Annotated in this window: 18 protein-coding genes and 1 pseudogene; 14 read left to right on the forward strand and 5 right to left on the reverse strand. The window is 58.6% G+C overall.

All coding sequences use genetic code 11. The features are described from left to right. Positions 1-182: 182 nt before the first annotated feature. From V7Z56_RS00110 to V7Z56_RS00120, 3 genes are all read left to right on the forward strand, one after another. On the forward strand, positions 183-704 hold the full coding sequence (locus V7Z56_RS00110; RefSeq protein ID WP_334127300.1) for a plasmid mobilization protein: 522 nt from the start codon (positions 183-185) through the stop codon (positions 702-704). Between the two features lie 13 nt (positions 705-717). Beyond that, positions 718-2,370, forward strand: a complete 1,653-nt coding sequence (locus V7Z56_RS00115; RefSeq protein WP_334127301.1) for a relaxase/mobilization nuclease domain-containing protein — start codon at positions 718-720, stop codon at positions 2,368-2,370. Positions 2,371-2,437: 67 nt separating this feature from the next. After that, positions 2,438-2,899: a hypothetical protein gene (locus V7Z56_RS00120; RefSeq protein WP_334127302.1), complete on the forward strand. Its 462-nt coding sequence runs from the start codon at positions 2,438-2,440 to the stop codon at positions 2,897-2,899. 57 nt (positions 2,900-2,956) lie between these two features. Here V7Z56_RS00120 and V7Z56_RS00125 read toward each other — a convergent pair whose 3' ends face one another. Beyond that, a complete protein-coding gene (locus tag V7Z56_RS00125; protein WP_334127303.1) occupies positions 2,957-4,549 on the reverse strand; it encodes a type IV secretory system conjugative DNA transfer family protein in 1,593 nt (530 codons plus the stop codon). Between the two features lie 348 nt (positions 4,550-4,897). Here V7Z56_RS00125 and V7Z56_RS00130 point away from each other — a divergent pair, with 348 nt between their 5' ends. From V7Z56_RS00130 to V7Z56_RS00150, 5 genes and pseudogenes are all read left to right on the forward strand, one after another. Next, the gene (locus tag V7Z56_RS00130) at positions 4,898-5,116 is read left to right on the forward strand and encodes a type II toxin-antitoxin system Phd/YefM family antitoxin (RefSeq protein ID WP_334127304.1); all 219 of its coding nucleotides are present in this window, start codon (positions 4,898-4,900) and stop codon (positions 5,114-5,116) included. A gap of 27 nt (positions 5,117-5,143) precedes the next feature. After that, positions 5,144-5,749 (forward strand): annotated as a pseudogene (locus tag V7Z56_RS00135) (DNA methyltransferase); the annotation flags it as partial. A gap of 34 nt (positions 5,750-5,783) precedes the next feature. After that, entirely contained in the window at positions 5,784-7,436 is a 1,653-nt protein-coding gene (locus V7Z56_RS15645; protein ID WP_443023646.1) for an Eco57I restriction-modification methylase domain-containing protein, read from the forward strand. Then, entirely contained in the window at positions 7,429-9,984 is a 2,556-nt protein-coding gene (locus V7Z56_RS00145; RefSeq protein WP_334127306.1) for a DEAD/DEAH box helicase family protein, read from the forward strand. The genes V7Z56_RS15645 and V7Z56_RS00145 overlap by 8 nt, the downstream gene beginning before the upstream one ends. Positions 9,985-10,082: 98 nt before the next feature. Beyond that, positions 10,083-12,092, forward strand: a complete 2,010-nt coding sequence (locus V7Z56_RS00150; RefSeq protein ID WP_334127307.1) for a DUF262 domain-containing protein — start codon at positions 10,083-10,085, stop codon at positions 12,090-12,092. A gap of 108 nt (positions 12,093-12,200) precedes the next feature. On the opposite strand, the gene V7Z56_RS00155 is transcribed toward V7Z56_RS00150, so the two are convergent. Continuing rightward, the gene (locus V7Z56_RS00155; RefSeq protein WP_334127308.1) at positions 12,201-12,647 is read right to left on the reverse strand and encodes a hypothetical protein; all 447 of its coding nucleotides are present in this window, start codon (positions 12,645-12,647) and stop codon (positions 12,201-12,203) included. An 81-nt stretch (positions 12,648-12,728) separates the two neighbouring features. Then, positions 12,729-13,967 (reverse strand): XRE family transcriptional regulator, encoded by a 1,239-nt coding sequence (locus V7Z56_RS00160; RefSeq protein ID WP_334127309.1) that lies wholly within the window; start codon positions 13,965-13,967, stop codon positions 12,729-12,731. Positions 13,968-14,148: 181 nt separating this feature from the next. Between V7Z56_RS00160 and V7Z56_RS00165 the strand changes: the two genes are divergently transcribed. The 4 genes from V7Z56_RS00165 to V7Z56_RS00180 are packed head-to-tail and all read left to right on the forward strand — an operon-like array spanning position 14,149 to position 17,298. Then, positions 14,149-15,114 (forward strand): CBASS oligonucleotide cyclase, encoded by a 966-nt coding sequence (locus V7Z56_RS00165; protein ID WP_334127310.1) that lies wholly within the window; start codon positions 14,149-14,151, stop codon positions 15,112-15,114. A gap of 8 nt (positions 15,115-15,122) precedes the next feature. Beyond that, the gene (locus tag V7Z56_RS00170; RefSeq protein ID WP_334127311.1) at positions 15,123-15,638 is read left to right on the forward strand and encodes an HORMA-1 domain-containing protein; all 516 of its coding nucleotides are present in this window, start codon (positions 15,123-15,125) and stop codon (positions 15,636-15,638) included. Then, positions 15,638-16,576: an AAA family ATPase gene (locus tag V7Z56_RS00175; protein WP_334127312.1), complete on the forward strand. Its 939-nt coding sequence runs from the start codon at positions 15,638-15,640 to the stop codon at positions 16,574-16,576. The genes V7Z56_RS00170 and V7Z56_RS00175 overlap by 1 nt, the downstream gene beginning before the upstream one ends. Beyond that, a complete protein-coding gene (locus tag V7Z56_RS00180; RefSeq protein WP_334127313.1) occupies positions 16,573-17,298 on the forward strand; it encodes a DUF6602 domain-containing protein in 726 nt (241 codons plus the stop codon). Before V7Z56_RS00175 ends, V7Z56_RS00180 begins: the two co-directional genes overlap by 4 nt. A gap of 96 nt (positions 17,299-17,394) precedes the next feature. Here the strand turns inward: V7Z56_RS00180 and V7Z56_RS00185 are convergent, their stop codons facing one another. Both V7Z56_RS00185 and V7Z56_RS00190 read right to left on the reverse strand, forming a co-directional pair. Then, positions 17,395-17,616 (reverse strand): helix-turn-helix domain-containing protein, encoded by a 222-nt coding sequence (locus V7Z56_RS00185; protein WP_013651418.1) that lies wholly within the window; start codon positions 17,614-17,616, stop codon positions 17,395-17,397. A 52-nt stretch (positions 17,617-17,668) separates the two neighbouring features. Beyond that, positions 17,669-18,799 (reverse strand): tyrosine-type recombinase/integrase, encoded by a 1,131-nt coding sequence (locus V7Z56_RS00190; protein WP_334127314.1) that lies wholly within the window; start codon positions 18,797-18,799, stop codon positions 17,669-17,671. Positions 18,800-19,439: 640 nt separating this feature from the next. On the opposite strand from V7Z56_RS00190, the gene V7Z56_RS00195 reads away from it, so the two are divergent. Beyond that, positions 19,440-20,588, forward strand: a complete 1,149-nt coding sequence (locus tag V7Z56_RS00195) for an efflux RND transporter periplasmic adaptor subunit (protein WP_334127315.1) — start codon at positions 19,440-19,442, stop codon at positions 20,586-20,588. Positions 20,589-20,590: 2 nt separating this feature from the next. Beyond that, positions 20,591-23,752: an efflux RND transporter permease subunit gene (locus V7Z56_RS00200; protein ID WP_334127316.1), complete on the forward strand. Its 3,162-nt coding sequence runs from the start codon at positions 20,591-20,593 to the stop codon at positions 23,750-23,752. Positions 23,753-23,834: the final 82 nt, after the last annotated feature.

A 23,834-nucleotide genomic window follows, 5' to 3' on the forward strand; every position in this document is an offset into this window, starting at 1 on the left:
CCCTGCGGGGCTCGCGCATGGGGTTGGATCGGGGTTCAACATGGTCGGCAAGCGCGCCCATTCGGCCGTCTGCGACGGGCCTCAAGGTCGCTGTGCCGCCCTCTTGGGCATTCGCCCCGCAAGGGGGCTCAAGCCGGGTTCACTACGTTCCCTGAAGATGGCAGCTCGGGAAGGGGGAGCCGATGGCGCGCCCCTTCCTTAATCCGGACGCGCGCCGCTCCGAGTTCCTCCGCGTGCGCTTCACCGCCGGAGAGATGGACGCCCTGCGTGAGGCGGCGATCGCCGCCGGCATGACCCTGACCGACTATGCCCGCGCGGCCCTTCTGGACAAGCGCCCCCGCGCCAAGCCCAAGCCCGACCGGGTCACCCAGCAGATGGTCTATGAGCTGCAATCCATCGCCGTGAACTTCCGCCAGTTGGAAGCTGCGACGGGGGAGGCCGCCTACGGGCAGTGGGCGCACTACGTCGGCGGCGAGCTGCTCGACCGCCTCCTCGACCGGCCCGATCTGGCCGGGATGATGGAAGCCCATGTGGTTCCCATCAACGAGGTCGGGGTCGCTGTCAACGACGCCGCCCACCGCGCCAACATGGAGAAGTACCCGGACGACGCCGAGCGCGACGCGCTCTTCGCCGCCGTCAAACGTGTGACCGAACCGCTGCACAAAGCCGTCGCCCGCAAGGGCAGCGGCAAAGACGACGGGTAGGGGAGCGGCGGCCATGCGCTTCAAGATTCCCAGCCGCCAGCCGACTTCGTTCCGGGCTTCGTCCCTGTATCTGGCCGGGCGCTCCCACGGCCACCAGCCGAGCCGCGTGGCGTGGATGTTCAGCCGCAATCTGGAGACCGAAGAGCCGTCCAAGGCTGCGGCCCGGATGGAGGCGCTCGCCGCCCAGAACACCCGCTGCAAGGCGCCCCGCTACCACTTCATCCTGACCTTCGACCCGGCCGACGCGAAGAAGGGGAAGGTGACGCCGGAGGCCATGCGGGAGATCGCCAACGAGGCCATCGAGCGGCTTGGCCTCACCGACCATCAGATCCTCGTCTACGCCCACAACGACACGCCGCACCCGCACATGCACTTTCTCGTCAACCGGATTCATCCGCGCTCGCTGCGGGCGTGGAGCCGGACGGACGAGGGGCGTCGGCTGACTGCCTTCTGCCGGGAGGTGGCGGAAGAGAGAGGTCTGAATGTCGCCCGTGACCTCTCTGCCGAGCGCAAGCAGCAAGACCGCAGCAGGTCTATCAGCGATGCCGAGTACCGGATCGCCGAGCGGGAGGGGCGGGAGCCGGTGGCCCCCTTCGACCGGCGCGGCCTGCACGAGCTGCGCGACGCGGTGCGGGGGGATTTCTTCGCCGCCAAGTCGTGGGACGACCTGACCGGCCGGCTGGCCGACAAGGGTTATCACTTACGCCGGAAGGGTCAGGGTCTGATGATCACGGACGGCGCGCGCGTGGCGAAACTCTCGGACCTCGGCAAGGGGGTGCGGTTCAAGGAACTGGAAGAGCGTTTCGCGCTGCCCTACGACGTGTGGCACAGCCAGCAGGTCTCCCGCGCGGCGATGGAAGAGATGGAGGCCAGGCCGAAGACCCACGACGGCATGGCGCCGGAGGAGAGGCGGCGGGCCGAGGCGCAGCACCGTTTGGAGCAACTCCGCACCGAGCGCACCGGCAATGCCGTCGAGGTGCTCGACACCGTCGATCAGGACTACCTCTATTGGAGTGGCGTGCAGGCGAGCTATCGGGACGCCGAGCGGCGCATCGCCGTGCAACAGCGCAAGACCGAGCGCCTTCAGGCCGACATGACCCGCCAGCAGCAGTGGGAGAACACTCGCTACAAGCAGATGATGGCGCAGCTCGTCGGCCTCTACATCGACGCCGATCAGGCCCGGTCGGCCTGGCTGAAATTGGAGCTAAGCCACGGGGCGGACGTTGCAGACGAGATCGTGCTCCAGAACCCACGGGTCCTTGGCGAGACGCGCGACGACCTGACCCGGCTCGACAGTTATGCCAAGCGCCGGGCCGACAAAGCTCTCAAGGCACTGATGCGCCAGCGGCGTTCCTGGCGCGATGCCCGTGACAGGGTGGCGACGGCCTTTTCCCGGATCGCCGAGCAGCGTCGGGCGCTGGAGCAGGCGGTCGGTGAGTACCAGGCCCTCCAGCGCGCCGGTGGGGATGCCGGCTGGATACGCGAGGTGGTGATCGAGAAGGTCAAGGCCCGCGCCCGTGCCCTCGACCGGGTGACCGGGGAGATGATCCACAAGGCCCGCCTCGCCGAGGAGCGCAAGGAGCAACTCCACCGCGCGTGGCGCCGCCATGCCGAACGCAAGCGTCAGCGTGAGCGCGAACGGGAGGTGCGCGGGCTGGGGCTGTAACGCGGTCTATTGAGTAAAACTTTGACGTACTATAGTATGTAATTATAAAAAATTATTGGATTTCACTGTGAAAATTACTCGTCTTGTCCTGTTAGTTTATTCAGTTACGTTTTTAACCGCCTGTATCAGCACGTCTACTATTCCTGAATTGCACGCTTCATGCGGTAGAGATCTTGGATTTAGCGAGAACCTTAATTGTGTTCAGGAAAAACTGCGAAGCGATTTCCGTTATAAAACTGGCGGCGCGGCATTCGCCGAGGAGTATTTGGCGTCAGCGAGGGTAATAGAGCAAAAACTTCTTTCGAAAGAAATAACTGAAGTTGATGCGCAGAAACAGTTGATTGAAATCTATAGAGAGATGAAGAAAAGAGAATTCAATGAAAATATTTATGAGTCAAAAATGCGCGCAGAAGTCGAATTGCTAAATGCTCAAACGGAATCGTTGAAAAAGCAAAAATCGCAAGACTCGCGTGAAGTTAGATGCGATACCACGACAAACGGTCGAAACATCATTTGTCGAGAGCAGTGAAAATTGGCAACCGCAAGTTAAAAGGCCGCCCCCGAGCGGCCTTCCAATTTTACAACCTTACCCCTGCCACCTGTCCCACTTGCCCCAGAAGCGCCATTCCCACCAGTCGAAATAGCGCAGCTTGCTCGCCAGAATTGGCCGCATCCCCTGAATGAACAGCAGTTGCTTGCGTCCGGACAGCGCCATCACCTCGTCCTCGGTCATGAGCGGACGCGCCGTCTGAATCAGGCCGCGGTGGACGCTGTGCGGCAGCAGGCTGAAGGGGAAGGATGCCGAGTGGCCCTGCGTGTCCACTTTCACCGTCGAGACGCCGAGCAGGGTGGACAGTTCCTTTGCCGTCTGGGCATCGGCCACGTTGAACGCCTGCCGGACCGCACAGTTGGCGACGATGGAGCGCCACTTGCGGTACGTCTTCTCCAGTTGCGCCAAATCCTGAAAGAAGAGCCACAGGGTGACGCCGTAGCCGGCGATGTAGCCGATGGCCTCTTCGAGCACCTTGATGTAGCCGAGGGCCGCGACCTCATCGAGCAGGAACAGGACGCGGTGTTTTGGCCGTCGCGTCGTGCGCGTCATGGCCGCGATCGAAAGGCCCGTCATCACGCGGACGAAGGAACGGCAGACGACCAGGTACTCCGGTGGCAGGATCAGGTAGACGGTCGCCACCTCGTCCTTCAGATCCTCGAAGCGGAAGTCCGACCGGTGGCAGGCCCGCGCAAGTGGCTTGTGGCTCAGCCACGGGGCAAGGTGGTTCTGTACGGACGAGATCACGCCGGAGCGCTCCCGCTCTTCTTTCTGGGTGAGCGCATGGGCACGCCGCCGGACTTCCGCGTGCTCATGGTCGCCCATGGCCTTCATCAGGGCATCGAAGCCCTCGCGGTCGGTGGTGGCCAGGTCGGCCACGTGGCCCAGGGTGCGCTGATGGTCTGGCATGTCGGTGACGACATAGAAGATCAGCGCCGCAATCACGTTGCGGGCTTCGTCGTCCCAGTAGGTGTCGTCGCCGTGCGGCACTACGATCAGATCGGCGATCAGGGCTGCGTCCGCCGCTTCGTGAATCGTCCCCAGCCGGATGAAGTCCAGTGGGTTGACGCACGCCGGCTCGAAATCGGTGGCGAACGGTGCGAGCGCGTAGACCGCGCCCCGCTTCGTTCGCTCCCGCGCGGTCACGGCGAAGTTCTCTCCCTTCACGTCGATGACGAAGCAGGAGCCAGGATGGTCGAGCAAGTTGGGAATCACGCCGCCGGCGCCTTTACCGCTGCGCGTCGGTGCGAAGGTGAGGATGTGGCCTTCACGGGCAAACCGGAGGATGCTGCCGGCGAGACGCCCGAGGATGACGCCCCGTCCGGTGAAGAGGTTGCCGATGCGCGCTTCGGCTTCCGTCGCGAACCGCGCCGAGCCGTGAGAAATGGGCGGTTGCCAGATCAGGCCGACCAAACGCTCGCCGAGCTTTTGAACCAGCACGCCCACCGCGCACATGAGCGCAGCCATGAGCAGGGCGCCGGACTGGCTCTCCCGGAAGTGCCACAGCCCCCAGAGCGTGAGGATGAGGGGAAGCGTCTTCCAGACGAGCTTGGGTGTGAAGATTAGTATGAATGTCGATAGTCGAAAGGTGGCTCGGGCCGAGCCGAGGATGAAATAAATAAACGGCATAACAAAGTCTCCACTGTGGAGACTGTTATTTTTTGCCGTTTCAGGGCTTAAAAATTATTCAATGCTTACCATAATCAATCATAGGGGCCAAAACTGGCCCGTAATGGATGAGCTGACGGTTCACTCGCATATTCAAAATAACAGCCTCCACTGTTATCCGTCAGCACGTCCCTGTATTTGTTTTGGGCGGATTTCAGCCGTTTTTCAATGACTTGCCCCCTTAAGTGGTAGTGCGCCTGCGAAGGCGGCGTCCTGCATACTCGCCCACGGAAATCGTTCCCTCCCAGATCGCAAACGGTTGCCAGAATCGTCCAAAATAGACACAATAGCCAAAATTGGACGGTCGCCATGAAAACCATGTCTGCGAAGGACGCGAAGAACGGCTTCGGCCGCTTGATCGACACCGCCCGCGCCGAGCCGGTGATGATCGAGAAGCACGGGCGAGGCGTGGTCGTGGTGCTGGCGGTGGAGGAGTTTGAACGCCTCAATCGGCACCAAGATAGTTCGGGGCTGGACGAGGTAGAAGAAATAACACGAGGAGGAAGCCGTGGGGGAGGCAGACGCTAACGTCGAAAACCTTGGCGGGTTTGTTGGATGGCGTTGATTAAATCGAAAAAGCGCGTTGCCGATCATGGAGAGGTGTTCACACCGCCGTGGATGGTCGATGCCATGCTCGACTTGGTGAAGGCCGAGGCTGAGCGCATTGACGCGCGCTTTTTGGAGCCAGCTTGCGGTAGCGGGAACTTCCTGGTCCGCGTTCTTCAGCGCAAGCTTGCTGCTGTCGAACTCAAGTTTGGAAAATCCACGTTTGAAAAGCACAACTACGCTCTTTTTGCGTTGATGTGCATTTATGGCATCGAGCTTTTGGACGACAACATCGCCGAGTGCCGTGCGAACATGTTGGAGATTCTTGCCGAATACTTAGCCATCGACGAAACGGACGACATTTACCGTGCCGCCTTGTTTGTCCTGTCGCAGAACCTTGTGCATGGCGATGCACTGACGATGAAAACCCAAGACGGTCAGCCGATGACGTTTGCGGAATGGGGCTACCTCGGTAAGGGCAAGTTCCAGCGGCGTGACTTCCGCCTTGACGTTCTTACCGGGGCTTCGGCCTTCAGTGCGGAGGGGACACTCTTCGCCCATTTGGGCAAGCACGAGATATTTGTCCCGACAAAGACCTACCCGCCGATGACGGTGGCGACCTCGCCGCTGCGTATGGGAGAGCGGCCGCATGACCACCCAAGCCGCTTTTACCCTGCATGGCCGCAACCCCGATGTGCTGACTTGCATTGCCAACCTCAGCAACGACGAGGTGTTCACGCCGCCGGAGTTTGCGAACCGGATGCTGGACACATTGGCGGAAGCATGGGCGGCAGACCACAACGGCGCGAATCTGTGGGCCGACAGGACGGTGAAGTTCCTTGATCCATTCACCAAGAGCGGTGTGTTTTTGCGGGAAATCACCAAGCGGCTGACGGAAGGCTTGAAGGACGAGATACCGGACTTGCAGCAGCGCGTCGATCACATCCTGACGCGGCAAGTGTATGGCATCGCCATTACGCACCTTACCAGCCTCTTGGCGCGACGGAGTCTGTATTGCAGCAAGTTTGCTAACGGCGAACACTCAATCGCCAAAAGCTTCAATAGCGAGGCCGGCAATATCTGGTTCGAGCGAATGAAGCACACTTGGAGAGATGGCAAGTGCGTGTTCTGCGGAGCGAGCCAAAAGACCTTGGAGCGCGGCGAGGCGTTTGAAACTCACGCCTACGCGTTCATTCACACAGACAATATCAAGGCTCGGATCGCCGAGCTTTTTGGAGGCCCTATGCAGTTCGATGTCATTATCGGTAATCCGCCGTATCAACTGGACGACGGCGGTTTTGGCACAAGCGCCGCGCCGATTTATCAGAAATTTGTTGAGCAGGCTAAAGCGCTTGAACCGCGCTACCTATCGATGATTATTCCCGCCCGCTGGTTCGCAGGGGGTAAAGGGCTGGACGAGTTCCGCGAGGCCATGCTCGCCGACAACCGTATCCGCGAAATCAATGATTACCTCACTGCTTCAGATGTTTTCCCCGGTGTCGGCCTGAAAGGAGGCGTGTGCTACTTCCTTTGGGAACGGGACAACCCCGGCCCTTGCCGTGTGACCACGCGCTTCAAAGATTGGCCTATCTCTTCGGCCACGCGCCCGCTGCTCGAACAGGGGGCGGACGTATTCATCCGCTTCAACGAGGGCCTTTCCATTCTCCAAAAGGTTGTCGCTGTCGAAACTGGGCAAACTCAGTCGATTTCTCTGCCTGCGGGCAAACGTTTCGACCAATTGGTCAGCTCCCGGAAACCGTTTGGGTTAGAAACCAAGTTTAAGGGTAAGACGACCAAACGCGCTGGTGATGTGCTGGTCTATCAAAACGGCGGGACGGGCTACACGCCGAAAGAGTCCATCACCACAGGCATAGGGTTCATCGATAAGTGGAAGGTTTATGTAGGTCGGGCTGCTCCGGGTACGGGCAACCGCGACACCTACCCTCACCGGATTATCAGCACGCCATTCATCGGCGAGCCTGAAAGCATTTCTTCGGAAACTTATCTTTGTATTGGCCCGCTCGACTCTAAGAGCGAGGCCGAAAGCGTTTTGTCCTACCTCACCTGTCGGCTGACGCGCCTGCTGATTCTTCTACACAAGCCTTCGCAAGATACTACGCGCAAGGTCTACACATTTGTGCCCACACAGGATTGGACGAAGCGGTGGACGGATGCCGACCTGTACGCAAAATATGGCCTCACCGATGAGGAAATAGCGTTCATCGAAAAGATCGTCCGTCCAATGGATTTGACCGGCGACGTCGTGGATGAAGTCATCGTGGACGAAGTCGACGATGAGTAAGACGATCGACGAAATCCTCGCACCAAAGCCGCAGGCGCGGCTTCGCATATACGCGTGGACGCCGAACGATCCGCCCCCTTCTTATGTTGGCCTGATCAAGGTTGGTCAAACGACCCAAGAGAATGTGAACGAGCGCATCCGCCAATCGCAAGGGCAGATGCAGCAGGCTTACACCCTGCATGTGGATGCCCTCGCCGAGCGTGATGACGGCACGGTCTTTCGTGACGGTGACGTGCGCCAGCGCCTTATCGACAAAGGCTTCGAGAACGTAGTGATCGGGTCGTCGCGCGAGTGGATGCGCTGCTCGCCCGCAGATGTCAGCACCGCTATAACCGAACTACAGAAGGGCCTGAAGCTCAGCGGCACGCATCACGAAACTTTCCCCATGCGCAGGGAGCAGGCCGAAGCAGTAGACCTGACCTATTCCTACTTTCAGTCCCGCTGGGCGGAAGACACGAACGCGGTTCCGCGCTTCCTGTGGAACGCGAAGATGCGCTTTGGCAAAACCTTCACGACCTACCAACTTGCTAAGAAGCTCGGCGCCAAGCGTGTGCTCGTCGTCACCTTCAAGCCTGCGGTCGAGGATGCCTGGCAGACTGACCTTGAAAACCATGTGGATTTTGACGGCTGGCAGTATCTCTCGAAATCCTCCGGCCGCGACCCGACACAGATCGACACCGCGAAGCCGGTTGTCTATTTCGGCTCCTTCCAAGACCTGTTGGGGCGCGATGCGGCAGGAAACATCAAACCCAAGAACGAATGGCTGCACGCGGTCAATTGGGACATCGTGGTATTCGACGAATATCACTTTGGGGCTTGGCGCGATACCGCGAAGGAACTGTTCGAGGGCGAAGAAGAGACTATCGCCAAGAAAGAAGCCAAGCTTGAGTACGCCGCAGGTCTGGAGAATGTGAACGAAGACCTGAACGTGCTGTCGGAGAAGGAGACAGATTTCCTTCCCATCACCACCAAGGCATATCTCTACCTGTCCGGTACACCTTTTAAGGCACTGGCGACGGGTGAGTTTATTGAAGAGCAAATATTCAACTGGACTTACACGGACGAACAACGCGCCAAGGAAGCGTTTGCTGCCAAGAATCCGGGCAAGTGGAATCCCTACGGCGCGCTGCCGCAGATGCGGCTCCTGACCTATCAGATGCCGGAGGAGTTGGTTGCGATCGCAAGCGCCGGAGAGTTCGACGAGTTCGACCTTAATGCGTTTTTCGAAGCTTCGGGAGAAGGCAAGAAAGCCCAGTTCAAACACAAGAATGATGTACAGAAGTGGCTGGACATCATCCGGGGGCAATATGCGCCGAAGACTGTGGAGAGTCTGAAGACGGGCACGCGACCACCATTTCCGTATTCGGACGTGCGCTTGCTGCCATACCTACAGCACTCTTTCTGGTTTCTGCCCAACGTCGCAGCTTGCCATGCAATGGCCAACCTGTTGGCCGAAAAGCACAACACCTTTTGGCACGACTATGACGTCATCGTCGCGGCCGGCGCGGCGGCTGGGATCGGGCTGGAAGCACTGCCACCGGTGCGACATGCCATTGGCAGCGGCTTCGAGAGCAAGACCATTACGCTCTCCTGCGGCAAGCTCACCACTGGCGTGACCGTGCCGCAATGGTCATCGATCTTGATGCTGCGCAATCTGAAGAGTCCTGAGACGTATTTTCAGGCCGCGTTCCGAGTTCAGTCGCCGTGGTCAATCAAGAACCCGAATGGCGATAACCCGAACGAAGAACAGATTCTAAAACCCGTTTGCTTCGTGTTCGATTTCGCACCCACGCGCGCGCTGCGACAACTTTCGGAATATGGGATCGGGCTTTCACCCAACGAGCCGAACCCGGAAAACGCAGTTAAGGATCTGGTGTCGTTCCTGCCCGTGCTTGCTTACGACGGCGCGAACATGACTCAGATCGATGCAGGCGGCATCCTCGACATCGCTATGGCAGGCACATCGGCGACGCTCCTGGCCCGCAAGTGGGAGAGCGCGCTCCTAGTCAACGTGGACAACGATACGCTGCGCCGGATCATGGATAACCCCGAAGCTCTGGCCGCAGTGGAGCGCATCGAGGGCTGGCGCGCACTAGGCGACAACATTATCCAGACGATCATCAACAAGAGCGACAAGGTCAAAGACCTCAAGAATAAGGCGAAAGAACGCGACCTGACGGCGCGGGAGAAGAAGGAGCTTACCGCCGAAGAAAAGGAATACAAATCGAAGCGCAAGCTTGTTCAGGAAAAGCTCATTAAGTTTGCCACGCGCATTCCCGCGTTTATGTACCTGACGGACTTCCGCGAAAATACGCTCCGGGACGTGATTACCAAACTGGAGCCAGACTTGTTCCTGGCAGTCACGGGCCTCACGGTGAAGGACTTCCACCTGCTGGTGAGTTTGAAAGTGTTCAACACCGAGCAGATGAACCAGGCGGTGTTCGCATTCCGCCGGTACGAGGACGCTTCGCTTCGTTACACAGGCATCGAGAGCCATGAGGGGCTGACTCATTACGGCCTCTATAACACGGTGGTTGCAAGGGAATGATTAACCGCTTTTTGGCCAGTCGATCAGAGAAGTTCCGCAGTTTGGCAGCGCTTCGGTCAATGCATCTGCGCAACGAACAAGGTTATTGAGGTTTATCCATGAAGGCAGGTCCTATTGAGATTGGTCGGCTCTTACAAAATCGTCAGCGATTTTGTGTCCCGATCTATCAGCGCCACTATGTTTGGACCCGCCAAAAGCAGTGGGAGCCGTTCTGGAATGATGTTCGCACCAAGGCGATTGAGTGCTTGGCCGGGCGTGAGCGGCGGTTCTCCCATTTTATGGGTGCAGTTGTACTGGAGGCGCGGGGCGGCTTTTCGGCGGGGCGGGTGCCGTCTTTCCAGGTCGTGGACGGGCAACAGCGCCTGACGACCTTTCAGATATTCCTTGCTGCGGCGAGGGACTATGCCCGTTCGGTGGGGTTCGAGAAAAGCGCAGAGAAGATCACAGACTACATCCTCAACGACAAACCTCACTTGATGGAAGATCAGGAGGTCGAAATCTACAAAGTGTGGCCAACGCAGTATGACCGGGAGCTGTTCATCGACATCATCAGCAGTGATCGCAAGGCTCTGCGCAAGAAGTATGGCCAGCACTTCTATGCGAGGCGAGACAAGATATACGACTACAAAACCGTCCCGGCACTGCTTTCCGCCTACGGATTTTTCTTCGACAAGATCAAGCACTCTGTCGAGAGCGACGATTTGGACGACGAGTTCGCCCCTTCGCCGGAAGGGCCAGAAGATGACACCGAGGAAGCAGCAGTCGCCGACATTGGCACTCCGGACGAGGTGAAGCTCGACGCCCTTTGGCAGGCACTTGTCGAGGAGTTCAAAGTCGTCGAGATCGTCTTGGAGGACGGTGACGATGCGCAGGTCATCTTCGAGACGCTTAACGAACGTGGCGAGCCGCTTCTGGCTTCGGACCTGGTCCGCAACAACATTTTTCATCGGGCCGACGCGGCCGGAGAGAAGGCGGAGCAGTTGTTCGCCACTCATTGGAAAGCGTTTGAAGACCCGTTCTGGAGTGTGCAGGAGAAGCAGGGGCGCTACACCAAGCCCCGTATTGAGTTCTTTCTGTCCAATTTCATTGCCGGGAGTATCGCCGGTGAAGTGAACCTCTCGAAGCTGTTTAGCGAGTACAAGGCCTTTCTCAAACCTCGCAAGAGCAAGGGGCCGCGCTACGCTACCGTAGCGGCGGAACTGCAAGAACTGGAGCGTTTTGGCAAGGTCTATCGCGAGCTGATCGAACGTAAGGCGGATTCGGGCCTCGCGGCGTTCTCGCGCCGCCTACTGCCCTGGGATGTGACGACAGTCTATCCGCTAGTGATCCGCCTTTGGTCGAGTGATATGGAGGATGACGACAAAGCACTCGCGCTCGATATGCTGTTGTCCTTCATCGTGCGGAGAGGCGTGTGCGAACTGACCACGAAGAACTATAACAAGTTCTTCCTCACGGTGATCGCTCATCTGGAAGAGAAGGGGTGGAGCGCAAGCAATTTGGCCACCTACCTCTTGTCCCAGAAATCCGAAACCGGCCGGTTCCCGCGTGACGACGAGTTCGAGAGGAAATGGCTCAATGGGCGAGCTTACGTCACCCTGCAACCTGCCCGTGCCAGAGCGGTACTGCAAGAAATCGAGATCGTCAAACGGACCAAGTATCACGAAACCACAGCGCTTGCTCCCGCCCTCACTGTCGAGCATGTCATGCCGCAGCAGTGGGAAGCTCATTGGCCGATGGCAGATGGTAGCAAGCCAACATCAGATCAGACCTTTGCCGCCCTTTATAATACCCTGGAGGATGACACTCCCGTCGGGCGCATCGTGCGGCGCAACCGGCTGATGCAGAGCTTTGGCAATCTGACTCTGCTGACACAGCCGCTGAATACGGCCGTGAGCAATGGACCTTACAAGGATTGGACTAACGACAAGGGCGCGCCCGTCAAGGGTAAGCGTACCGCCTTGCAGGATCATTCGCTGCTGGTCATAAACCGCGAAATTACGTCCCAAGAAGCCTGGGATGAGAACGCAATCGCTTCGCGCGGAGAGAGCCTGTTCGCGTTGGCCAAGACAATCTGGAAAATTCCTGCGGTGCATTCGGAGCAAGACTGAAGGGCGCTTTCCTTTGTTCGAGCTGATCGTGACGCGAGGATGAAGATGAGTGCCCGTGCAGTCTGTTGAAGAAAGAAGCCCCGCCTTGCGGCGGGGCTTTGACCCGCTTTATGGAATCAAATCCGCAAAGCTCTGGACCGCAATACGGAAGCGATGATGATTCGCCCATTCGTCCTTGATGGCATCAGCTTGCGCCACGTCCAATAGGCTTTCATGGATCATGGAAACTATAAGATCCTGAGTTGTCAGAATTTGGAGATTTCGGCTGACGCGGCGCGCATGGTTTGATGCACGGCGGTCATCGATAGCAAGGATGTGTCCTTGGTGTGAGGCGAAAGCAATCGCAGAACACTCGCCGGTACCCAGGCGGCCCGATGCAGTGAGCCCCGCAAACAACGCTAATTCCGCCGGGTCTGTGATGCTCACCTGTTGGAGTATTCCGGCCGCCTGAGCCTGAGCAAAACGAGACTGTTGGTCAGGGTAATGGTCCGTAATTTCAGCGACAACGTGATCGGTGACGATGAAGTTGTGAGAGTGATCAGCAATGAGGTCCATTCGATCTATTCGGAGAAAGTTCACAAGAACAGACGTATCTGAAACGATAATAGATGGGCTCGTAGGGACCATGCCGTCTGCTCACTCCCCACGGGCCACTTCGGCTAGTTCAAGGAGGGTTTCGCCCGGAATGTCCAGGCTCTTGCTCAGTTCAAGTAGTCGCCCACGCGAAATTTCCTCACGCCTATAGGCTTCAATTGCGAGGTGCGCAATTTCGCTACGAAGCTCACGGTCCCAGTACTGCCGCTGCTCTTGCTCACCGACGTCTTTGAACATATTCAACGCGTTTAGATACTGTCTCCCGAAATCTTCATGCTCCAAGAGCTCAACGGACTCCGGCTGAGAAACGTGCCTGAGGCTTTTCAATCGATAGAGTGCGGCCTGATAGCTCACGCCGAAATGATGACCGACGATCGCCACGTCCTTGTAGGTAATGCGTTGGGAGCCCGGCGCAGAGCGGGCCTCTGCTTCGATTTGCCCGCCGCTAGCAGCGTCAAAAATCGTTTGCTCCTGACGGCTTGGAAGCCCCTTATCAAGGCTTCTCAGAACCTCATACACGCCGTCTCTTGGCATGAGAAATGACGCGGCAAAGGCATTCGCCCGCTTCTCCACAAGCTCCGCAGAATTGTCGGTGCTTGAGATCGTTATATCGTGATCTCGATCCATGAGTGCGTGGGCGTACTCATGAGCATATGAAAACCTCTTTCGTCCACGCGGATGAGACGCGTTCACGATAATCGCCAACCCAATTGACGGATGGCGCATAAAAAGACCAGACATGTGATTGGGCAGCTCAAGGCCGGATGCCCAGATACCCTGCGCGCCAATCAGCTCTGATACGTCAGGGATCGGTGAGTTTCCAATGCTGAGGCGGCGCCTTTCCTCATGCGCCACATGTTCCCCTTGCGCAATAGCTTCGCCGGCAGTGCGGGGGGCACGCATCTCATACGCCGGGGGGCCTGACCGGGCCGCCAATCCCAGTACAGTCTCTAGGACGACACCGTCGCGGCATAAGCTGAGGCAACGATCCACCTGATCGCGAACCGCCGGATCCTGTTCCAGGCCGGGGGCGACGCGATGCAGCGCGACAAGCACGTCCTCTTCTTCCGCAGGGGCCGCCTCCTCGAAGAAATAGGTCACCGGGCGGCGATAAAGCTCTGCGAGCTTGGTCAACTCCAGAGTCGAGACGGCGCGATTCCCCGATTCCATCTGAGTAATCGCCGTCCGAGGCACACCAATAGCGTCCGCCGCAGCTTGTTGGCTCAAGCCTCTTGCTTCGCGAGCAATCCTCAAGCGGCGCCCAAGCTCGATAGGGTCCATGGCGATGCCTCCTCATTTCGCTGGAGAGGGCCTATCCCTCTCCTCTCACTCATAAATATGGCGTATCACACAACGAATGTCAAATTATTCCCTTGACAGTTCGATATTCGAACATACATCATGCAGCGTATCGGTGGGCCTGATGGCCCAGATTTAGAGAAACTCAGGCGGAGGCCGGTCAGTGGGGCGGCAGCACGTAAATCATAGTGACATCGCTCGCTTCGCGCAGGAGCGAGTGAATCTGCCTAAAGACAAGGCCGACGAGTATCGCGCTCAAGCACGTCGCCTGCGTGAGCGTCTGGAGGGCTACCTGAACGAGCATCCGGATTTTACCCTCAGGAAGATGCTGCTTTCGGGCAGCCTAGCAAAGGGTACAGCTCTGCGGTCTCTCAACGATATCGACGTGGGCTGCTACATCAGCGGCGCCGAAGCGCCCAGCGACATCGCTGCGCTGTTGGAGTACCTCGCGGAGCGGCTTCGCAAAGCTTTTCCAAATTTCAGCCCCGATCAGGTAAAGCCGCAAACTTACAGCGTGACCGTTTCCTTCCGGGGGTCGGGCCTTGATGTCGATATTGTGCCGATTCTCTATGACGGCGATCCGCAGTGGTACGGGAACCTCGTCAGCCAAGAAGACGGCTCATTCCTGAAGACCAGTATCCCCCTTCATCTGGAGTTCACCCGTAAGCGCAAGCAGGCGCAGGAAAACCACTTCGCCCAAGTCGTCCGTTTGGTGAAGTTTTGGGCGCGAAACATGAAGCGCGAGAAGGACGACTTCCGATTCAAATCCTTTATGGTCGAAATGATCCTGTCACACTTGGCAGATCAGGGGCTCGACTTATCCGATTACCCGGAGGCCCTACAACATTTCTTCACCTACATCGGCCAGACCGGGCTGCGTAAGCGCATCGTCTTCAATGACTATTACCCGCCGACAGAAGTCGGGACATTCACGGAGCCCGTCCAAATTATCGATCCCGTGAACGCCGACAATAACGTAAGTCGGCTTTACACTCAAAACCAGGCGGACGCGATCATCGAAGCGGCGCTTGAAGCTGGCGATGCGATCGATGCAGCGCTTGCAGCACCAACCAAACAGGAGACCGTCCGCTACTGGCAAAAAGTGTTCGGTCCGTCATTTCAGGTCTGAGAACAGCCATGAGCTATAGTTACACCATCACCGAATCCACGACTTTCACTATCACGCACGCCAAACATATGGCTGCAAAAGTGGCAGCAGACCTCAAGCGAATGCAGCGGTTTTACGGCGCGCCGAGCGATGCGGAAATTGCCAACTACGAAGCCGAGGTCATCGAGTTCTTGAAGGCAGGGTATCTTGGAACCGTCACTTACGGCTTTCGCCGTAACGGCGACTGGATTGCGCCTACGATCCAATACACTGCGAAGGATTTGGCGGGCATGGTGGCCAATGACGACGATCCCGGCCGCGTACATCCGAATTCCGATACTTCTGGCGCCTCGTTTTACAGTTACCTCACGTATAGCGTCGCATGGGATGCGCTGACTTCCAACGAACAGGAGGCCTTCAAACGAACCTTGCCTCTTCAACGAAACGGCGCACCGGAACCGGGCATCGATGGATATCTGGAATCCGATAAGACGTATGCGGCGGGCGGCAGAGCTCTGGACCGATCCGTTGTGAGGAGTTGGTGATGACCGGCACCGTGAACATCGATCAGTTGTTTGAGCGTCGTATCAGCTACCCTGATGTTACGGCTCGGGAGCGTTTGGCTCAGCTTGTAGGTCTGGATGATAATAAATCGCGATTGACGAAGATCCTGGGGCTACTCATTAACCCCGCCGGATTGGAGGCATGGGCCCGGAAGCATCATGTCGGACAGACTGCAATTGTGGATACAGTCTTGAGACGCCCGCCGCTTGTAGTGCTTGCCGGCGACGTGGGATCGGGGAAAACTGAACTTGCCGAAACGATCGGTGATGCCGTCGCGCGTCAGGAAGACATCGACATCACGTTGTTGCCGCTCAGTCTGTCAAGCAGAGGGCAGGGTCGCGTTGGTGAAATGACGCAACTGCTCTCGACGGCCTTCGATTACACGCTGTCCGAGGCCATGAAGCTGAAAGGCAGTACGGGGAAGGCCCGTGGCGGACTAATTCTTTTGGTGGATGAAGCAGATGCGCTGGCTCAGTCCCGTGAGGCCGCGCAGATGCACCATGAAGATCGCGCGGGCGTTAATGCATTCATCCGAGGGATTGACACGATCGCCAACGCACGTGTGCCTGCTGCCATCATCATGTGCTCTAACCGCCTAGGGGCTCTGGACCCGGCAGTAAAGCGGCGCGCGGCCGACATCATGGCTTTCAGTCGCCCCAATGAGGTGCAACGCCTGTCGGTGCTTCAGCGCTCCCTGGGTGAGCTTGGCTTCTCGCAGCCAGACCTGAATCAACTGGTTGCCGCCACTGGCCAGATGAATGGTCGTGCATACGGCTTTACATTTTCCGACCTTACGCAGAGGTTGCTGCCAACGCTCGTCCTGGATGCGTATCCAAACAAGCCAATCGATCCGAAGCGGGCGATCGAGATTGCCCGTGGGATGGAGCCAACTCCGCCGTTTCGGGAGGGCGTGTCGTGACTACTTGGTCGCTTGCCAAGGTCTTAGAAAACCTTCATCAAGACATACAAAGCCGTCTGCAAACGGCACGGCAGAGCTTTGGTCACCCCGGAACGAAGGGGGATGCAAGTGAGAAGATTTGGCTGAAGCTCTTCCAGGATTATCTGCCTGCCCGCTACCAAGCTGAGAAGGCGCACGTCGTTGACAGTCGAGGCACCTTCAGTCAGCAGATAGATGTTGTGATTTTTGACCGCCAGTACTCGCCTTTCATTTTCAATTTTGAAGGTGAAAAGTTAATACCGGCGGAAAGCGTCTACGCGGTCTTTGAGGCCAAGCAATCCATAAACAGCGACTACGTTAGATACGCTCAGGAGAAGGCGGCAAGCGTCCGACGGCTGCATCGAACCAGCCTTCCCATCCCCCATGCAGGCGGTGTCTACGACCCCAAGCCCCTAATTCCGATCCTCGGCGGCATCCTCACGTTCGAGAGTGATTGGAATCCGGCCTTAGGCGAGCCGCTGCGAAGCGCGCTGGCTGCGGATGGGGGCGAAGGCAAGTTGAACATGGGGTGTGTAGCAGCTCACGGGCTGTTCCGGTTTGACCAGAAAAGCAACGACTATGATTTCGAGGATAGCGGAAAATCTGCCACGGCGTTTCTTTTCAATCTTATTTCTCAACTCCAGTTCAGCGGAACCGTTCCCATGATCGATATTCAGGCATATGGAAAATGGCTTGCCCAATAAGGGGGCGATGATGGCGATGAAAGTGTCTCGGCCCAGTTGAGCCACCGAAAAGAAGCCCCGCCTTACGGCGGGGCTTCGGTCGAGGAAAGGGGCCGTTCAGGCCGCGGGCTTCAACGGCTTGGGAGCCATGCGCTGGCTCTCCAGCCACTTGTTGAACTCGGCGCGGTCAATGTAGACCCGGCCACCGATCTTCAGCAGCGCGGGTTTCAGTCCATTCGTCTCCGCATGGAATATCCACCAGCGCAGCGTGGCTTCCGTGATGAACGGCGCTTCCGCCGCTACCTGCTTCACGGTCGCCAGGTCCCTGTAGTCAACCATGGTAACCTCATGGTCTCGGGGCCTCAAAAGGAGCAGGAACCTTTTTTATGCCTCAAAACATCTTTTCGTTCAATTCCTTGACCACGCCCTTGACGTGGCTCTCGGACAGGTGGGCATAGCGCCGGACCATCTGGAGCGTCCGATGGCCGAGGATTTCCGCGATTTCGACTAGGCTGGCCCCGTTCATGGCGAGGTAGCTGGCCGTCGAGTGCCGCAGGTCGTGGAAGCGGAAGTCGTTGATCTTGGCGTCGTCGCGGGCATGCTCCCACGCCTTGCGGATGTCGATCGGCTCTTGGCCGTCCCGGCGCGGGAACAGCCAGCGCGTGTCGGCCGGAGGCTCCAGCTCGTCATAAAACCTGTTGACCGTCTCGACCTGATTCTCCAGCAGGTCCCGCAGGTGGTGGACAACGGGCACCGCCCGCGTGTCGCCGTTCTTGGTATCCCGCAGGATGGCCGTGTCGCGGCTCAGGTCCAGATCGTCGAGCGTCAGGCCAAGGATTTCGCTCTTCCGCGCGCCGGTCGATAGGGCGAACACCACCACTGGGTAGAGATGCTCGTTGTCACTGGTCTTGCAGGCGTCGAGCAAACGCTTGCGCTCCTCGTCGCTCAAGTAGCGGGTGCGTTCGTTCCTGATCTTGGTGATGCGGTTCACGCCGTCCAGCGGGCTTGAGGCCGTCCAGCCCCACTGGATCGCGTACTTGAACAGCGCCGCCAGCGTGTCGCGGTAATGCTTCAGGGTCTTCCGGCTCTTCGGCTTGGGCGCTGCCTTCGCCCTGTCCGCCTTCTCATCCTCGTCCGCCTTGCGGCGGCCGTCGCCAGCGGCGGCCAGCTCCGCCATCTTCTCGCTCACCATATCGGCGGTGATGTAGGCGAGGGCGTAGCTCCCCAACGCCTTCTCCCAATAGGTCAGGAAGGAGCCTTCCGCCCGCTTGGTGCTTTCCGCTCGGTGGATGAAAACCTCCTTACGGAAGCGGTCGATCACGTCCTGAAGGGTCTTGGTCGCTGCCGTGCGGACGACATTCTTGACCTCGCCCTTGCGGATGCCGCTTTCGGTGTCCTGCGCCCACTGTTTGGCGTCCGTCAGGCGCTTGAAGGTCTTCACCTGCATTGGGAAGCCCTTCATCCGGACCATGACCCGATAGGACGGGCCTTTCTTGCCTTCGCGCTTCTGGATGGTTGCCATGTGAGCCTCGGGAGCCGCGGAAATGGGCGATGTGCCAAACCGTTTTTGGCACATTTTTGGCACACTGAAAACCAAAAACTCTCAACAAGAGCCTGAAGGGCGCAACAGAAAAATCGCGTTATTTCAGTACTATGATTGTTGAGAAGTGTTGGCAGAGTATGCCGAGAATGGCTTTTCGCTTGGCTCATAACCTGAAGGTCAGAGGTTCAAATCCTCTCCCCGCAACCAATAAAACGCCGCCAGACAACAGCTGGCGGCGTTATTGCGTTAACGGCCAATGCCACAACAAATCAACTCTGGAAACATCGGGGAAGCTGAGGGATATTGTTAAACGACATCTGTTCTTGATTCCGTTATAGCACCCGCAAGCCAGCGGTCATGCCGCAGCGTTTATGTGACCCGCCTCACGTAAAGGGGTGTTTTGCCGGGGGTGGCGGCGCGGAGAGATTGACTTGCAGTATTTAATTCCCTTATTAGAACGGGCGTCTGGCGCCGTTGGGCCAAATTGCCGGTTGAACCCGCCAACCCCTCCAGAACTGAAGAGAAGGTTGATGTATGTCTTCTGGTGGCTCTATTCGCTGTCGTCCCGCGTGTCCTGATGCTATCATCCCCCTTATCCCAAACATCCGATAGGAACTCCATGCCCCTTAACTTCAAGAGCAGAGCTATTCTTGCCACAGCCACTCTATTGTTGATCGGTGTTGCCCCTGTCGTCGCATCGGCGCAGCAGCAGCCGTTGCCGATGGTTTCCGTCGTCACGGTCGAAACAACGGATTATACCGCGACGGCGCGGCTTCCGGGGCGCATCAAGGCGTCGACGGTTGCCGAGGTGCGTCCGCAGGTTTCCGGCATCATCCAGGAGCGGCTTTTCGAGGAAGGATCGCGGGTCAAGGAAGGCGACCCGCTCTATCAGATTGAAAATGCGACCTACCGGGCGGCCGTCGCGGCGGCGGCGGCGGCGGTGGCGCAGGCGAAGGCGAATTATGACCTTGCCGTGCTCGATGCGGAGCGCGCCAAGAACCTCTATTCACGCAACACCGGATCGGCGGCCAACCGCGACAAGGCGGTGGCGACGCAGAATTCGGCCGAGGCGATGCTGCAAATCGCAAGAGCAGAACTCAGAAGCGCCGAGATCGATCTTGACCGGACGACCATCCGCTCCCCCATCGAAGGCGTTATCGGTCTTTCGCAGACGACGACCGGCGCACTGGTGAGCGCGCAGCAGGCGACCCCGCTTGCGACCATCCGCACGCTCGATCCGATCTATGTCGACGTGACCCTCTCGGCCAATGATTTCCTGAGCTGGAACGACACGCCCGAGCAGACCGACGCGATGAAGAATGCGCGCGCGACGATGATCCTTCCCAACCGGAAAATTTTTGAAGAGCAGGGCGCAGTTCTCGCGGCCGAGCCGAAGGTCGAACCTACCACCGGCATGGTGACGCTGCGCGTCAGTTTCCCCAATCCGCATCACAAGCTCCTTCCCGGCCTCTATGTCGAGGTTGAGTTGCCGCAGAATGTGACGTCCGACGCGGTTCTCGTACCCCAGAATGCGGTGATGCGCGATGCCCGCGGCACCGCCAGCGTCTGGATCGTGGAGGATGGCAAGATCGCGGTCCGGGAAGTGAAGGTGATTACCTCCGACGGTAATCGCTGGGTGACGACCGGCGGGCTGAAGGGCGGCGAGGAAGTGGTGACGGCGGGCTTCCAGAAAGTCAGGCCGGGCGCTCCGGTCCAGATTGAAGGCCGGGCGCAAAGCGCGTCGGCCACACCGGCGGCAGGGAACTGAGAATGGCGCGATTTTTTATTGACCGTCCGATCTTCGCCTGGGTGATCGCGATTGTGATCATGGGGCTCGGGATCCTGTCTATTCTCCGCCTTCCGGTGTCGCAATATCCTTCGATCGCCGGCCCGTCCATCGTGATCGGCGCGGTCTACCCCGGCGCGTCGGCCGAGACGGTCGCCGATACGGTCGTGCAGCTGATCGAGAAGGAGATGACGGGGCTGGACGGCCTTCGCTATATCGACTCGACCACGACCTCGACCGGGCGGGCGACCGTCACGCTGACATTTGAAATCGGTACCGATCCTGATATTGCGCAGGTGCAGGTCCAGAACAAGCTGGCGCAAGCGGAGGCGGGGCTGCCCGCGGTGGTGACGCGGCAGGGCGTAACGGTCGAGAAATCGGCAACCGGCTTTCTCATGGTCATCGGTCTTGTCTCCGATGACGGGACACGCACCAATATCGATCTCTCCGATTATCTCAGCTCCTTTATGGTCGAGCCGGTGTCGCGCCTGACGGGCGTTGGCAAGGTGGAGGTTTTCGGGTCCGAATATTCCATGCGGATCTGGCTCGATCCGCTGAAGCTGAAATATTACGACCTGTCGCCGGACGTCATTGTCAATGCGATCACGGCGCAGAATGCGCAGATCGCGGCGGGCTCGTTCGGCGCAATGCCGGCACCGCCCGGCCAGCTTCTCAATGCAACGATTACGGCGCAGTCTCTCCTGCGCACCCCGGCGGACTTTGAAAGCATTGTCGTGCGCGCCGATACCGATGGCGGGATGGTTCTTCTCAGCGATGTGGCGCGCGCCGAGTTGGGTGCGGAGACCTATGAAATTCTCTCGCATTACAACGGCAAGCCGGCCTCGGGCATGGCTATCCAGCTCGCATCGGGGGCGAACGCCCTTGCAACGGCCGAAGTCGTCAAGGCGAAGGTGGAAGAGCTGGCAGAGAATTTTCCGGAAGGGATCAGTTACATTATCCCCTACGATACGACGCCTTTCGTCCTGATCTCCATCGAGGCGGTGATTTACACCCTGCTCGAGGCAATCGGGCTCGTGTTCCTCGTCATGCTACTCTTCCTGCATAACTTCCGGGCAACGCTCATCCCGACGCTCGCGGTTCCTGTGGTGCTGCTCGGCACCTTCGGGATCATGGCGGTGCTCGGCTTCTCGATCAATACGCTCACCATGCTCGCCATGGTGCTGGCCATCGGCCTCCTCGTCGATGACGCCATTGTTGTGGTCGAGAATGTCGAGCGCATCATGCGCGATGAGAAGCTCGGCCCCGTCGAGGCGACGCGAAAATCGATGGATGAAATCTCGGGCGCGCTTGTCGGCATCGGCATCGTCGTCTCCGCCGTTTTTGTCCCGATGGCCTTTTTCGGCGGCTCGACCGGGGAGATGTACAAGCAGTTCGCGGTAACCATCGTTTCGGCGATGGCGCTTTCCGTGCTTGTCGCGCTGATCTTCACGCCGGCGCTCTGCGCGACTATGCTGAAACCGCATGCGCATCCGAATGCGCCGCGCAAAAGCATTCTTGGCCGGCTTGGCAATGGCTTCAGCACGGGGTTCGAGAAATATTTCGCCCGCGTCGTGGCGTTCTACAGCCGGATCGTCCGCGCGGTAACAGCGGGACCGCTGCGTATGCTCGTGGTCTATGGCCTGATCGTTGCCGGGATGATTGCGCTCTACCAGAAGACGCCGACGTCCTTCCTTCCCGATGAGGATCAGGGCGCGCTGCTGACACTCGTCCAGCTTCCCTCAGGCGCGACGGCGGAGCAAACAACGGATGTGCTCGCGAAGGTCGAGAATTACTTTATCACGGCGGAGGAGAAGAATGTCGAATCCGTCTTTTCCGTGCTGGGCTTCTCCTTCTCCGGTCAGGGCCAGAATATGGCGATGATGTTCGTCAAGCTGAAGGACTGGGGGCTTCGAACCAATCCCGAGGATTCGGTTGGCGCCATTGCAGGGCGGGCGTTCGGGCCGCTGATGGGCGGGATCAAGGAGGCGATTGTCATCCCGATCGTGCCGCCTGCGGTGATGGAGCTTGGCACCTCGAACGGTTTTTCGGCCAATCTTCAGGCGGCGGCCGGTCAAAGCCATGAAGAGCTGCTGGCGGCGCGTAACATGCTTCTTGGCCTCGCGATGGAGGACCCGCGTCTGACCGCCGTCCGTTCAAGCGGTGTGGAAGATGCGGCGCAGTTCAGGCTGAATATCGACTGGGCGAAAGCAGGTGCCGTCGGGGTCACCGCGGCGGATGTCGGGAACTTCCTGAGGACCATCTGGTCGAGCGCCTATGTCAATGACTTCCTCTATGAAGGTCGGGTGAAGCGCGTCTATGTTCAGGGCGAGCCCTGGGCGCGGACATCGCCCGAAGATCTCGGTCTCTGGCGGATCCAGAACAGGAACGGCGAGTTTGTCGATTTCTCCACCTTCGCGACGCAGGAGTGGATCTTTGGCCCGCAGCAGGTCAGCCGCTACAACGCGCTGCCGGCGATGAAAATCGACGGTCTCGCCGCGGACGGCTATTCATCGGGCGATGCCATCCTCGCGATGGAGGAACTCGCAACCCAGCTGCCGCATGGCTTCAGCCTGCAATGGACCGGCATGTCGCTTGAGGAAAAGGAAGCGGGCGCAGGCGCGATTACCCTTTACATACTTGCGATTACCACGGTTTTCCTCTGTCTCGCCGCGCTTTATGAAAGCTGGTCGATCCCGATTGCGGTGATCCTCGCGATGCCCGTCGGTATCCTTGGCGCGCTTCTCGGCGCCTGGGTTGGCGGCCAGACAAATGGCGTTTACTTCCAGGTCGGTATGCTCGCGGTCGTCGGTCTTACCGGCAAGAACGGGATCCTGATCGTGGAATTTGCGCGCGAGCGCATGGCGATGTTCGGCGAGAACGCGTTGAATGCCGTGCGGGAAGCGGCGAAACTGCGTTTCCGGCCCATTCTGATGACGTCGCTTGCGTTTGGTCTCGGTGTCACCCCGCTGATGCTGTCGACCGGGGCGGGGGCGGGGGCGCATAACGCCATCGGCTATGCGACGCTGTTCGGAACGGTCACCGGAACGGCGCTCGCCATCTTTTACGTACCGGTCTTTTTCATCCTCGTGACACGCCTGCTGTCGCGCGAAAAGAAAGGCGAAAAGAGCGCGCTCAGCGAGAGCTGACCGCATCCTTAAAACTCTCCCGCGCGGCGGGTAAGAACCCGAAAAAGTTAAAGGCAGAAACCCCCCACCCGGCCCAAAAAAA

Source organism: Sneathiella sp., assembly GCF_036844445.1.
Lineage (GTDB): Bacteria > Pseudomonadota > Alphaproteobacteria > Sneathiellales > Sneathiellaceae > Sneathiella.